Raw genomic sequence first — 13,381 nt, forward strand, 5'->3', positions numbered from 1 at the left:
GGCTGATGATCAGTTGACTAAATCGATAACGAGGTGATACATATGCAGATTAATCTCGCTTTAGAACCAGTAGTGTCTTTAATAGCAGGCATATTGATCCTGTTCATGCCCCGGTTATTGAACTACATCGTTGCTATATATTTGATCGTGATCGGTATTCTGGGGGTAGCCCGCTAGGCTGTTTGTGTTTTCAGCATAGTGTTTTTAAATTAAGGAGATTGATATGTTTATCATTAAAAAGCTCTTTTTAATTTTTATCACGGCATTCTTCATCGTCGGGCTCAACGGCTGCCCGGAAGAAGGGCCCGCCGAACGTGCTGGTGAGAAGATAGACGAGGCAGTCGAGGACGCCGGTGAAAAGGCGGAGGAAACGGGTGAGAAGGCGGGAGAGGCCATGGAAGAAGCCGGTGACAAAGCAGAAGACGCCGCCGATAAATAAACTCGTTCTTAATCTGGTCAATTAAAAGCATTTTTTATGGAATTTGGCGTTCTATACAATCAATTTCAGCTCCAAACACTGGCCTACGTTGTGCTGGCGATGCTGCTGGGTGCGGTGATCGGGATTGATCGAGAGATAGCTGATAAACCTGCGGGATTGCGTACGCACATGCTGGTATGTGGCGCATCTACTTTATTGGTCTCACTTGGCGATATTATGGTGCGGCATTTCGACCAAAATCTGCCTAATAATATGCTCCAATCGGACCCAATTCGAATTATCGAGGCAGTGATAACTGGGGTCAGCTTTCTAGGAGCGGGAACAATTATACGTCGTGGTTCCGATAATATCGCAGGGCTTACCACTGCTGCTTCTATACTGTTTGTTGCAGCGGTAGGAATATGCGTGGCACTGTCTCAAATTTCACTGGCGATGGGCAGCACTGTTTTAGTGGTAATCATATTGCGGGGTGTGCACCTGCTCCAGCAGTGGATGGGTCTCCAGCATCAAAAAAAAGACACAGAAAAATCTAAACAAGACGGATAAAGTGACTTCGCGGTTAATACTCACCAATGCAAAAAGAACAGCGTTTAAGCCGGTAAGGGGAGATTATGGCAAATCACATTGTTCATGAGGCGTTATCTGTTCCGTACCTGGAGGAGAAGGGATTACTCTCCTGGATTCTATCCACCGACCATAAACGCATAGGCATCATGTACCTTGTCTCCATAACTGCTTTCTTTATTCTGGCTGGCAGTGTGGCGCTCCTGATGAGGTTCGAGCTTATGTCGCCGCATAAACAAATTGTGGACCCTCATACTTACAATGTACTCTTCACGTTTCACGGGTCCAGTATGGTTTTCTTTTTCATCGTGCCTGGTATTTCCGCAACCCTGGGGAATTTTCTTCTCCCACTGATGATAGGGGCACGGGATGTGGCTTTTCCCCGCCTTAATCTGGGGAGCTACTGGATTTACCTGCTGGGCACACTCATTATACTCTTTGGCCTTTCTCAACCTGCGGATACCGGCTGGACATATTACACCCCTTATAGCGTACAATCAGGAACGAGTGTGATTACGATCACCCTGGGAATTTTTGTCGTAGGTTTCTCCTCCATTCTTACCGGGCTTAACTTTATCGTGACCACACACAAGTTGAGAGCGCCGGGTATGACCTGGAACAGGCTCCCTCTCTTTGTATGGTCTATTTACGCAACTGCTATCCTCCAGCTCCTGGCTACTCCGGTTTTAGGTATTACCCTGCTACTTCTCATTGCGGAGAGGGTTCTGGGCATCGGTTTCTTCGACCCGGCAAAGGGCGGAGACCCCATTTTGTTTCAAAGCTTCTTCTGGTTCTATTCTCACCCCGCCGTCTATATCATGATACTCCCCGCTTTCGGGGTAATCTCGGAGGTGCTACCGGTCTTTGCCCGAAAGCCCATATTCGGCTATAAAGTCATGGCGTATTCGCTTCTGGCTATAGCATTCATCAGTTTTCTTGTTTGGGCTCATCATATGTTTGTAAGCGGCATGTCGGAAGTTGCCGCGACTATCTTTTCTTTCCTTACCATGCTGGTGGCCATACCTACGGCCATTAAGGTCTTCAATTGGGTGGCCACTCTGTATAAAGGCTCGATAGACCTGAAATCCCCGATGCTCTACGCGCTTTCTCTTATATTCCTATTTACCATTGGTGGGCTCACCGGTGTTTTCCTCGGTGCACTTGCCGCCGACGTTCATCTTCATGATACCTATTTTGTGGTTGCCCATATGCACTATGTGATGATAGGCGGGACGGTGATGGGTTTCTTTGCTGCGCTTCATTTTTGGTATCCGAAGATGTTTGGGAAGATGTTTAACGAAAAGATGGCCCGGGCGGCCTGGGGGCTCATATTTGCCGGGTTCAACATTACATTCTTCCCCCAGTTTATTCTGGGGGTTCAGGGTATGCCTAGGAGGTACGCCGACTACCCTTCCGATTTTTATTTGCTTAACCTCGTTTCGACTATCGGTTCCTGGGTTCTGGCTATAGGCATGTTCATTATGTTTGTAAACCTGGTAAGAGGGCTTTTTGACGGTGAGGAGGCTCCGGCCAACCCATATAATTCCCTGTCATTAGAATGGCAGGTGTCATCGCCCCCGCCGCACGAGAATTTCAAGGAGATACCGGTTGTAAAGGACTGGACTTACGGATACGGGAAAAAATGAAATTTGATGAGATGAAAGCTCCTTACCGATAAGGAGAAAAGTGTTACTTTTGACATCCTGGGAAAGCCGTAATAAAACCAGCGTAGAGAGATGAGCAGACGGACTTTAATTATTCTCCTGCCTGTTCTTATGTTTCTGGCCGTTTATATATATGTCGTGGCAATCAGGATTGAGGCGCCGCAACAGCCTGTCTTTTTCAGCCATAAAATACATGCGGGGCAGAACCAAATCCCTTGTCAGTACTGTCACAGCTATGTTACGAAATCCCCGATGGCGGGGATGCCCTCCATTCAGAAGTGTATGGGATGCCATTTGATAATTGCCGGACAGGATGCTGATTACTATTTCGGGAAGAAGGCTATAAATATTCGAGGGGAAATTGAAAAGTTGAGGGAGTATTGGGAGAAGAGTCAGGAAAAGGGAGTATTAGACGGGGAAGAGTACTCAAAGGACTTCCACTACCTGGGCCAAAAGGAATCTATTCCATGGGTGAGGGTTTATTATCTGCCCGAATTCGTTCATTTCAGTCATAAACGGCACGTTCTTCGCGGGTTTGGGTGTAAAACCTGCCACGGAGAGGTGGAGAAGATGGATATAGTATACCGGGTTCAGAAACTGGAGATGGGCTGGTGCATAGGATGTCACGAAGAAAACGCCAGGGATAAGAAAGAGCTTACCCAGCTAAAGGATTGCCTGACTTGCCATTATTAGTTTGAGTTTACTTCCTGATTTTCCATTCGCTTTTAGTCTCTGTATGTGTTTTGTCTGTGAAAGCGATATTGTCGTGATAAGCAAGATGACGGTCTTTTTTAATTGTACTTACCCTTTTTACTATGCGCCGTTTCTCTTTTTTGGGCTGGATTTTCAGGTTATCTTCTAGGGTTTCCACCCCCTCGATATTTATGGCGATATCCTTTATTACTTTGCTCTCATCTTGGTTGGACAGTGTCCCACTCAATATGGCTTTTCGGTTAATGACGGTTACCTCTATGTTCTTATACCCTTTATCATCTAATTCCTTTCTGATCCCGGAAGCGATTTTTTGGTCGCTTATTATTTCCTCCACCACTATGCCGTTTTCAACTTGCTTTATCCCCGGGACATTTTCTGCAATGTTCTGGATGGCTTGGCGGTCTTCCTGGGTGGTGACTTTCCCGCTCACCACGGCTTTTCCGTCCGTAACGGTTACTTTTATATCTCTATGGCCTTTTTTCCACAGCTCGGTTTCGATATTGGATTTAACACTGGAATCGGTGGGAGGAAATAGGATCTGGTCCATCAGCGTTTTAAGGGTGAACCGGCCGTTGAGGTGATTAGCTTTACCGTATTCAACTTTCTGGATAAGCTGGGTTTGAGCACTATCACCCACGGCGGAAGCTTTGCTTCTTAATACAGCTTTGCCCTTTATAACGCTTAGTTTAATATCCTCATAACCCTGCTCCCATAGTTTACCCAGGTTGGTTTCGATATCGGATTTAATCTTTGAAGTAGTTATGGGAGATATAAGCTCCCTTATGAATCTGGCAAGCTCCGCTCTCCCGTCGAAGTAATTGGAACCGATGTATGTAAATCCGGATATCAGGAGAAGAAGCACAACTACCCGGTTAACTTCTCTGGAAAAAGAGGATAAAATTCTTCTCTTCCATGTGGCCGGATGACTGAGCTGCCTGTACGGCAAACTGAGGAGTTTCCAATTCTCTTCATACCTTTTTTCATGGAGGTTTATTTCTCTACCGGGTATTTCCCTTTCTTCTTGAAGATGTTTCTTTGTGCTGCCCGCCTCCGTGCGAGGCTGAGTGATTTCCTCTGATTCTTCTCGAATCGGTGTTGATGCTTCTACGGATGACCGGTTCTCCCTCCCAATCTGTTTTTTCCTTTCGTTACTTCTACCGTAAGCCGATTCGGTGAGCTCTACGATATCAGGGACATATAGAATGGGCAGGGCTTCCGGAATTTCGTTCTTCCTATTGTTCTGGGTGTTTTTGTCATGGGTTTCCTTTATAGCCCTTATCAGTTCTGAGGAACTCGTTTCCCTGCCTATGTAGAGAATATTCGGCAACACCGGCTCTTCTTCGATGTTCTTTCCTAAAACAATGACCCTTACATCGAGGCCATTTTTGCCGGTTAAATTAAGGAGTTCATGGATATCCAGGCTTAGTGTCCTATTGTCAAGGAGTAGAAGCCTGGGCTTTAAGGAGATAAGATGCTTTTCCATCTCCTCGCGATTTAAAGCCTCGGCTACTATTTTTATACCCTTTTCATTCCCCAGAATCTTCCGTATTCCTTCAAGGAAGAACCTTGAGTTTGAAGCTAGTAGTGTTCGGACGGGTTGATTCATGTTTAACGGTTTGATCCCTGATTATATTTTAAAGCTTTCGGGCCTGCTACTCCTTTTCTCTCTTCTCCCGTAAAAGACCACCTATATGAATCTAGTAATGATAATTTTATCTAATTGTCTCGAATCTTGGAGCACACATCAATCACGGAATTCCTGTATTTTGCATGCGGTAAATATGTAGATTAATTCTAACATGTATAACTATTTTATAGAAGTAAGAATATAAGGGGATAGCTCTTCCCGGGCCCCCGTGCTTCCCCTACCGCTCAGGAATTTCTCTCATAAGGCTATTCCGAGCATTGGAGAAAGAACAGGGAATGGGATTCAAGACCTGGGAATGGTTATCGAGGACAGGAATTGATAGTTTATATCCTCTTCTTCTATTGCCTTATCCACGTTCAGGGAGTTTTGAAATTCCATGCCCGTGGGCAGGGGCAGCTTGAAGTTAATCCCTCCGCCGAATTTTATCAGCTCGGCGCTGTTATTGAATGAATTACATTTCTCGTAGCCATTGTTGAACTGAAGGTGGAAATTTCTGGAGGGACCATAATTAAGACCAAACTCGGCAAAATGTCGATTTTCGTCGGCTTTTGCTTCTTTATAAATTAATCCTCCCTTCATCCAGGTTTCTATATCATCCCAGATTTTTCTTATCTCTGTGGTCAGAGTTTTTGTGTAGAAATCTCCGTCGTTAAATTCCATTCCTGTAACTACTGAGGCGAAGCTGAGAGGGCTAATCGACAACCTGAATAGACCGTGGCTTATCTTATTATCGGTGTCCGCCCACTGTCTATCTACGTTCGTGCTGAGAGAAACAAACCTCCACGGTTGATAGTCGAGGTTAAAGAACAAGCCCTGGCTCTCTTCTAGTAATGTGGGAACCCTCCTCCGGTATGCGGCACCCGCCCTGAAGTCTTTGGTCTTAACGGAGGAGCCTATTCGAAGTGAGTAATCTTCTATCTCCGAGTCTATGTTTTCTGGTATTACACTCTCAAAATTACCCTGAATATTAAGTGCCTGCGAGATAGTGAACTTGTTCTCTACGGCTAAGGATTTTGGGGTCAGTAGGTCTCCCGGCTTGGATGGCCTTAAATTCCTCGTTTTTATGCTCAGGCTTTGAGAGAAGAAACTACCATTATTCTTACTGGATAAATTATGACTATAGGCTAGGGGACGTAGTGGGTAGACGACCTTTGGTATCATATCGGAAGAAGAACGAAGAAGATAGCTTCCGTCGAGGTCACTATATTTAACTTCGGGTTCGGCAGCAGAAGCTAGCAGTCTGTAGGAAAGTAGTAGTATAAAAAAAATTATGAAAACATAAAACTTATTCGTGCTTTTGACCCTCCCCAGTTGTGCTTCAAATTATAGCCAAACTATTTAATTTTTCTAGTGTACAACTATATACATAATAACTCACTTATATTAAATGAATAAACTAATCTCCTTTCTCTACAAGCTGGTCTGAAAAAGAAGAAAAAAGGAGACGCAACCATTTTTTATTAGAATAACTGAAAGGTATGTTCAACCGGAATAGCGTAAAGAGAGCTACTGACATCTTAGCCCAAATTTCTTACTCAGTTACTGACAAATTTACAGACATGGAAGAGGGGAGGTAACGCTAGTAGTTTGTGAATCCTTCTAATCACTGGCGTCCCCGACGGGATTTGAACCCGTGTTACCGCCTTGAAAGGGCGGTGTCCTAGGCCGAGCTAGACGACGGGGACACTGATTTGCAGATTGGCGATTGCGGATTTCGGATTTAAAAAAATTTTTTCAGAAATCATAAATCCGAATTCCAAAATAAAATGAGCCGTGCAGGACTCGAACCTGCGACCCTCTGCTTAAAAGGCAGATGCTCTACCAGCCTGAGCTAACGGCTCAAAATAAACCTAAAAAATATATACATGGCATTAACCTTTGTCAAAAATCCTATATACTCTTTGCCTACATCGAACATTCCTTATTTAATCAGGATTAACGCTTGAAATTTTGGATGTGAAGGTTCTAGATGATTTCCGGACTGGACAAGACTCAGACTAAAAATTTTACGTTAATAACCATCGCCAATTTTTTCTTTTTCTGTAATTTTTCTTCCTTCTTTCTTCTCCCGTTATTCATAAAGAGCCTTGGAGGGAACGAAGCAAACATCGGTTTTATCATGGGCTCTTTTGGCATCACTTCCCTTGGCTCGATTCCGCTCGTATCGTTTCTCATCGATAAATACGGAAGGCGGAGATTCATGCTCTTCGGCGCCTTGGTCATGTATCTATCTTCGCTCGGTTATCTCCTGATCACCGAGCTAAGCTACGTTTTCTATCTATTGAGGTTACTTCAAGGAGTAGGGTTCGCCTTCTTTTTCACCTCTTCCGGCACCGCTGCCGCCGATTTTGTCCCGGAAGCAAGGAGAGGGCAGGGGCTCGGCCTGTTCGGGGCGTTTACTATTGCATCTTATGCCCTGGGGCCGACTGTTGGAGAGGGTGTGATAGAGTATCTCGGGTTTCGCTCCTTCTTTATATATGCCTCGTCATTCAGCCTGATTGCCATTATACTGGTCTATCCTACCAGGGACGCCGATTTTAAGCAGTCCAAGGACCGTTACGGCCTTGGTTTTTTCCGCCTGGCTTTTTCCAGAAAGTTTGCCATACCGCTTCTTACAAACCTCATTCTGGCCGGTGGATTCGGGTCCATATTGAATTTTGTGTCTGCTTTTCTCAAGCCCAAAGGATTGGATGTCTTTTATTTCTTTATTACCTATACGGTAACGATTGCCGCAATCAGGGTTTTCGGAGGAGGGATTTCGGACGTGTTTGGAAGGAAAAAAGTGGCCTCTCCAAGCCTCCTTTGTTTCTCCCTATCCCTAGTGGCTATGATCTTCATAAATTCGGTTTACGAGACGGTGTTAATATCTTTCCTCTTCAGCATCAGCTATGGGATGCTCTATCCGACTTTAAGTGCCCTGGTTATAGACAAGGCCGGTCCAGACGAAAGAGGTAAGGTTATGGGGGCTTTCAACGCCAGCTTCAGCATCGGAACAAACATTCTTACATTCGGCTTTGGAGTTATTGCCAAGAATTTCGGGTTTGATGGCATGTATCTAACCTCCGCCAGTTTTGTGTTCATCGGCTTTTTGATTTTTACCATCTTTGAAACTGAACAAGGTTTTCACACGCTTAGCCACAAAGACACTAAGATACAAAGTTAGAATCCAGGGGAAAGAAGTCAGGAGTCGGAATTCAGAAGTTTTTTCTCCTGGCTTACGGATACTTGGGTACTTTTCAAAAAATCCATTCTCTCACTCGGTGCCTTTGTGTCTTAGTGGTTAAGCGTCTACCTTGAAAAGCGTGGCTTTATTATTTACTCTTCCGGTTGATATGGAGATAAAATCGGGCGATTTCGTTTTCCTTCTGTCTTCGGACGGTAAAACCTTTCTTATCAGAGTAAATGAGGAAAAAATCTTTGGGACCCATCTCGGTAATATTGCGCTCAGGGACGCAATTGGCAAGAGATATGGCGAGGTTATTTATTCGCAGATGGGAAAGCCGTTCATTCTCCTGGAACCGACGCTCGAGGATAAGATGATGAAGGTAAGGAGACACACTCAGATAATTTATCCCAAGGATGCGGCTATGATTTTGCTTAAGACCGGGGTCCGGTCGGGGACACGGGTAATCGAATGTGGCTCGGGCTCGGGTGCTCTCACCATTGCCCTGGCCAGCGCAGTAGCTCCGGCGGGGAAAGTGTATGCGTATGACAGAAGAGAGGATTTTCTGGAAAATGCCAGGAGAAACGTATATGAGGCGGGCTATTCCGATTACGTGGAATTCAAGTCGAGAGAGGTAGGACAGGGGTTTGATGAATCGGATGTGGACGTGGTGGTGCTTGACCTTCCTTCTCCCTGGGAAGGGATTCCTGCTGCCGCGCGCTCGATCCGGGGCGGTGGAAGAATAACTAGTTTGTCCCCTACATACAATCAGGTAGAAAAAACGGTGGAGAGTTTGAGCGAACATGGTTTTGTTTACATCGAAACTTTGGAGGTTCTGGTTCGCCGGATGCTCGTTCGTCTCGGCAAAACCAGGCCGTATGAGAGGATGGTCAGTCATACCGGGTTTCTCACCTTTGGGAGGAAAGCGATCAAGACCTCCACAATATCGGAAGAGGATGAAGGGCTTCAGGTTGCTGAATTGCTTAACGACGTAGAGGGGGGGATTTAAAATCAGTCTCGGATTTCGAGTTTTGATCGGCAATTAAATGACTTCAATGACGGACAAATAATAAAACACATGTTAGGACGGGGACTTGCATATCAAACATAAAAGAACGGAACCTGATTTTAAAAAGATGTTTTTATCTATCTAAAGGCCTTGTTTCACGAGTGTGAATGTTGGTTTCTAATTATTTTTGGGCGGCAGTGATCCTAGATGAAAATAAAGTCGCGTCCAGAGGATTTTGTGGTCGAAGAGTTTTTGGAGCTTCCCGAATTTACGCCGGAGGGTTCTTACGTTATCTATAAATTAGAAAAGAGAGGACTTTCTACGCTTGAGGTAGTGGAGTTGCTCGCCAGGAGATACAAAATACCGGATCGGGACATAAGTTTTGCCGGGTTGAAAGACAAATATGCTCATACAACTCAATACTTGAGCATGAGAGTCAGAGAGGCAAGGGCAATTAAGGAGAGAAATTTCGGATTGAGCCCGCTCGGTCGTTCCACACGTCCGGTAGGGCCGGATTTGCTCAGCAAGAATAAGTTTAGACTTACGCTAAGGGATTTAGAAAAAGATTCGGTCGAGAATATAATTATCAGCCTAGACCAAGTCTCCAAATACGGGTTTCCAAACTATTTTGGAGAGCAAAGATTCGGTTCGGTAAGACATGGAGGGGAATTTTTAGCAAAGCTCCTGATTCATGAAGATTACGAGGGAGCCTTGAAGCTTTATCTTTCCCGCTGGTCAACCGAGGATAGAGCTGTAGACAAGAAATTCAAGAGGTTTGTTCTCAGCCATTGGGGAGACTGGGATGAGTGCCTGAGAGTTGCTGGACGTAATAGAGTAAGGGCCATAATTTCTTATTTGAGAGACCATCCCGGGGCCTTTCTAAACGCTATAAACATGATAAATCCCAGGCTGCTTTTTCTTTACGTGGCTGCCTATCAAAGTTATTTATGGAACGAGATGGCATCGGAATTCATCAAGACGGATTTGAATGGGGTTGAGTTAATAAGATTTCGCTACAAACCCGGGGAGATGGTCTTTTACAAGAAGCTTCCGGATAAGCTGTTTGACCGGTTTATAAAGATGGAGATTCCTCTGATAGACCACAAGGTAGAATTCTCGGAAAATTCAACGAAAGAAATTGCAGAGAAGGTGCTTTCAAGAGAGGGAATAGCTATTCAAGAATTTAGGTTAAAAAAGCTAAAAAGGGCTTTCTTCAAATCGGCACCTAGAAAACTCATCGTTTTCCCGGAGGAATTGGAAATTTCTGACATTTTTCCCGACGAAATCTATAAGGGTAAATTCAAGCTCACTTTATCTTTTTTTCTGCCCTCGGGGAGTTATGCCAGTGTGCTCCTGAGGAGGATAGAAGATAGGGAAATACAAAAAGTGAATGGAATAACATAGAAAGTTTTACTTCTTTTCCGCTTACATGTAAGCTAATTTTTCCTAAGGAGGGATACTTATGAATTTTGAAAGCAGGGTCAATAAACTCTTGGAGTTTAAAAGCAAAGAATATCCAATTACCTCTCTTTATTTGAAACTGGGACCAAAAGAGAGAGAGAATTTTAAATACAGAATAACCTTGAAAAATCTCATAAAGGAACAAAGGGATAGATTAGACAAAGGTGGCTTTACCAAGCAAGCCATTGAGTCAGTAGAGTCTGATTTAAAAAAAATCGCTGGCTATATCGAAAACACAGACCAGATCACCGGTTGCAGAGGTATAGCACTATTTTCCTCCACTGGCGCAGATGTTTGGGAAGTGTTCAAGCTGCCCTTGCTATACCGCAATCGGTTAGTTGTAGATTGGTCTCCACTTATTAGGCAACTGGTTACAATCAGCGATGAGTTTGGGGATATAGCGGTGGTGATAATAGACCGTAAAAAAGCCCGGCTTTTCCGAATAGGATTAAATGGAGCAAGTGAGGTGGCTGGTTATTTTTATCCGGAAGCCACTCGCAGCACTAAATTCCGCTCGCAGGAAGGGAAATTCAAACAACGAGTGTCGCCCGCAGTCGGAGGTGGCGAAGTGCCCCATGGCCTTGGCGAATACGGCTTCCAGAGAAAGATAGAGAATGAAATTCAGCAGCATTTTAGATACGTATCCGATAAATTATTCGGCTATTACAAGGAGAATAAGTTTGATTGGTTGGTAATAGGCGGCGCCGAATCGGTCATCACCGATTTCTCTCATCATATCCACACTTATCTGAAGGAAAGGTCTCTGGGTTCGTTTGTGTTAGAAGATATAGACTCAGCCAAGTTTGATGAAATCGTGGAGAAATCGCTCGAGCTCTTGGATTCTATGGAACGTAGAAACGAAGCCAGGATAATTAAAGAGTTTGAAGAGAAGCTTCATCTGGGGTTTGCAGTAAATGGGCTAGAATCTTCTTTAAAGGCCCTTATGATGGGACAGGTGAGGGTACTAATAGTAGCGGAAGGGTTTATTCAATCAGGGTTTATTTGCCCGGAATCCGGTGTTTTGGTCTGGGAGAAAAGGGATAGCCTTTGTCCGGAGGGGAAAACCCCTATACCGGTGGAGGATATCGTGGATGAGGCTATTGAGGAAGCGCTGGGGCAGGGTGCCGAGGTGGAGGTGATTTTCGACCAGGACGCCAAGAAAAAAATAGAAGGGATCGGGGCGATTCTACGGTTCAAACTCTAATATATAAGGTTTGAGCAATGTCGACTCCTTTGGTTTTACTCAAAAAAAAACAGCTCTTCTTAAAAGTCGAAAAGGGCTATATTTATTTCTCGCCTTAATCCTAGCATTATTTCTATTTTTTGTTAAAACCGGATCAAGGTTCGGGTTAACTACTACCGGTAAACATAGGGTATTGAGCGTGATTGATGGCGATACGATTGTGCTCGAAGGTGTTAATACCCAGGTCAGGTATCTAGCAATAGACGCTCCGGAGATTCCCACTGAGGAATCGCCAGGAGACCCCCTTTCTCTTGAGGCTAAGAGATTTAACGAAAGCCTTGTTGGCGGTAAGACAGTTCGATTAGAATTTGATGAAGAGAAGTATGACTATTACGGGAGAATGTTGGCTTATGTTTATGTAGACGAACTTTTTGTCAACCAAGAAATGGTCAGAAGCGGCCTGGCCAGGGCTTTCATAATAAAGCCCAATGATAAACACGAGAGAATCATCTATGAGGCAGAGGAGCAGGCAAGGCGGGGAAGAAAGGGAATCTGGGGAGATCATAGAGGGTTTAAGCCGCCTGATGAAAATGTCCGATTCTTGATCAAGCCATCCCAGGCATCCCGTTATATCGGGCAACGGGTGGTGGTAAGGGGTAAAATAACCGATTTTCGAAAATCGGATAAAGTGATAGTTCTAGAGATGGAAAATGAAATGGACGTGGTCATATTCTCGGGTGATTGGGGAAATTTTGATTTCTTCGGAATAGTGCCGGAGAAATATTATCCGGGAAAGCCGGTTGAAGTTGTAGGCAGGGTGAAGATGTATAGGGGCAAGCCGCAAATAGTGGCAGGCCATCCTATTTTAATCAGGGAACTCCGGTGAGGACGGAAGAGGTTTTAACAGCCGGGGCCAGGGAATTGGGAGTATTGCTAACGCCGGCCCAGGTCAGTCTTTTTCTCGAATATTTGAATAACCTTAAATTCTGGAACAAGAAAATTAATCTTACCGGAACTAGGGATGATGAGGATATCATAATAAATCATTTTCTCGATTCCATGACCATCCTGCCGTTCATTTCCGAGGGTTCAAGATTGCTCGACATTGGCTCCGGGGCTGGTTTTCCCGGTATCCCACTCAAGATCGTGATGCCTACTTTAATCATAACACTTCTCGATTCGGCGAGTAAAAAGGTTTTTTTCATGCGAGAGGCAATTAGAAAACTGAGTTTAACCGGGATCGAGGCCGTGTGCGGCCGGGCGGAGGATGTTAATAACAGCGTTCCGAGAAGCCATTTTCAATTCGTGGTTTCAAGAGCGGTGGGTAAACTTGAAGACCTGGCTAAACTGAGTATCCCATATCTTGGTGAGAACGGAAAGATTATCCTTATGAGAGGACCGAACGGACTCAAGGAATGGGAGCAGTTAACTCATAAAAGTGCCCTGAGGCTTAGGTTGTCAGAGTCTAAAAGCCTGTCTTTGCCTTTCACCGGACATCGTCGAGTGGTCCTGGTCATCACTTCAACATCATAGTTT

General features: G+C 44.7%; 13 protein-coding genes and 2 tRNA genes. 11 read left to right on the plus strand and 4 right to left on the minus strand.

Going from position 1 to position 13,381, the window contains the following annotated elements:
* Window positions 1-42: 42 nt before the first annotated feature.
* The 5 genes from VNN20_04595 (at window position 43) to VNN20_04615 (ending at window position 3,360) form a co-directional block, all read left to right on the plus strand.
* Window positions 43-177: a DUF3096 domain-containing protein gene (locus tag VNN20_04595; protein ID HWP91458.1), complete on the plus strand. Its 135-nt coding sequence runs from the start codon at window positions 43-45 to the stop codon at window positions 175-177.
* A 46-nt stretch (window positions 178-223) separates the two neighbouring features.
* The gene (locus VNN20_04600; protein ID HWP91459.1) at window positions 224-439 is read left to right on the plus strand and encodes a hypothetical protein; all 216 of its coding nucleotides are present in this window, start codon (window positions 224-226) and stop codon (window positions 437-439) included.
* A 36-nt stretch (window positions 440-475) separates the two neighbouring features.
* Window positions 476-985, plus strand: coding sequence for an MgtC/SapB family protein (locus VNN20_04605; protein ID HWP91460.1), 510 nt, complete (start codon window positions 476-478; stop codon window positions 983-985).
* A gap of 65 nt (window positions 986-1,050) precedes the next feature.
* Window positions 1,051-2,649: a cytochrome c oxidase subunit I gene (gene ctaD / locus VNN20_04610; protein ID HWP91461.1), complete on the plus strand. Its 1,599-nt coding sequence runs from the start codon at window positions 1,051-1,053 to the stop codon at window positions 2,647-2,649.
* Window positions 2,650-2,739: 90 nt separating this feature from the next.
* Window positions 2,740-3,360 carry a cytochrome c3 family protein gene (locus VNN20_04615; protein ID HWP91462.1) on the plus strand — a complete coding sequence of 207 codons (621 nt, stop codon included), beginning with the start codon at window positions 2,740-2,742 and terminating at the stop codon, window positions 3,358-3,360.
* 7 nt (window positions 3,361-3,367) lie between these two features.
* Here VNN20_04615 and VNN20_04620 read toward each other — a convergent pair whose 3' ends face one another.
* The 4 genes from VNN20_04620 to VNN20_04635 all read right to left on the minus strand — a co-directional run bounded on the left by VNN20_04620 (window position 3,368) and on the right by VNN20_04635 (window position 6,870).
* Window positions 3,368-4,987, minus strand: coding sequence for a BON domain-containing protein (locus VNN20_04620; protein HWP91463.1), 1,620 nt, complete (start codon window positions 4,985-4,987; stop codon window positions 3,368-3,370).
* 324 nt (window positions 4,988-5,311) lie between these two features.
* Window positions 5,312-6,190, minus strand: a complete 879-nt coding sequence (locus VNN20_04625) for a hypothetical protein (protein HWP91464.1) — start codon at window positions 6,188-6,190, stop codon at window positions 5,312-5,314.
* A 446-nt stretch (window positions 6,191-6,636) separates the two neighbouring features.
* Window positions 6,637-6,714 (minus strand) — tRNA-Glu (locus VNN20_04630).
* A gap of 82 nt (window positions 6,715-6,796) precedes the next feature.
* Window positions 6,797-6,870, minus strand: a tRNA-Lys gene (locus tag VNN20_04635).
* A 128-nt stretch (window positions 6,871-6,998) separates the two neighbouring features.
* Here VNN20_04635 and VNN20_04640 point away from each other — a divergent pair.
* The 6 genes from VNN20_04640 to rsmG all read left to right on the plus strand — a co-directional run bounded on the left by VNN20_04640 (window position 6,999) and on the right by rsmG (window position 13,378).
* Entirely contained in the window at window positions 6,999-8,192 is a 1,194-nt protein-coding gene (locus tag VNN20_04640; protein ID HWP91465.1) for an MFS transporter, read from the plus strand.
* A gap of 139 nt (window positions 8,193-8,331) precedes the next feature.
* On the plus strand, window positions 8,332-9,201 hold the full coding sequence (locus tag VNN20_04645) for a tRNA (adenine-N1)-methyltransferase (GenBank protein HWP91466.1): 870 nt from the start codon (window positions 8,332-8,334) through the stop codon (window positions 9,199-9,201).
* 207 nt (window positions 9,202-9,408) lie between these two features.
* Window positions 9,409-10,605, plus strand: coding sequence for a tRNA pseudouridine(13) synthase TruD (truD, locus tag VNN20_04650; GenBank protein HWP91467.1), 1,197 nt, complete (start codon window positions 9,409-9,411; stop codon window positions 10,603-10,605).
* Between the two features lie 58 nt (window positions 10,606-10,663).
* Window positions 10,664-11,866: a peptide chain release factor 1 gene (locus tag VNN20_04655; GenBank protein ID HWP91468.1), complete on the plus strand. Its 1,203-nt coding sequence runs from the start codon at window positions 10,664-10,666 to the stop codon at window positions 11,864-11,866.
* Window positions 11,867-12,044: 178 nt separating this feature from the next.
* On the plus strand, window positions 12,045-12,731 hold the full coding sequence (locus VNN20_04660; GenBank protein HWP91469.1) for a thermonuclease family protein: 687 nt from the start codon (window positions 12,045-12,047) through the stop codon (window positions 12,729-12,731).
* Window positions 12,728-13,378, plus strand: coding sequence for a 16S rRNA (guanine(527)-N(7))-methyltransferase RsmG (gene rsmG, locus VNN20_04665; GenBank protein ID HWP91470.1), 651 nt, complete (start codon window positions 12,728-12,730; stop codon window positions 13,376-13,378). The genes VNN20_04660 and rsmG overlap by 4 nt, the downstream gene beginning before the upstream one ends.
* Window positions 13,379-13,381: the final 3 nt, after the last annotated feature.

The organism is Thermodesulfobacteriota bacterium (genome assembly GCA_035559815.1).
Taxonomy (GTDB): domain Bacteria; phylum Desulfobacterota_D; class UBA1144; order Nemesobacterales; family CSP1-2; genus DATMAT01.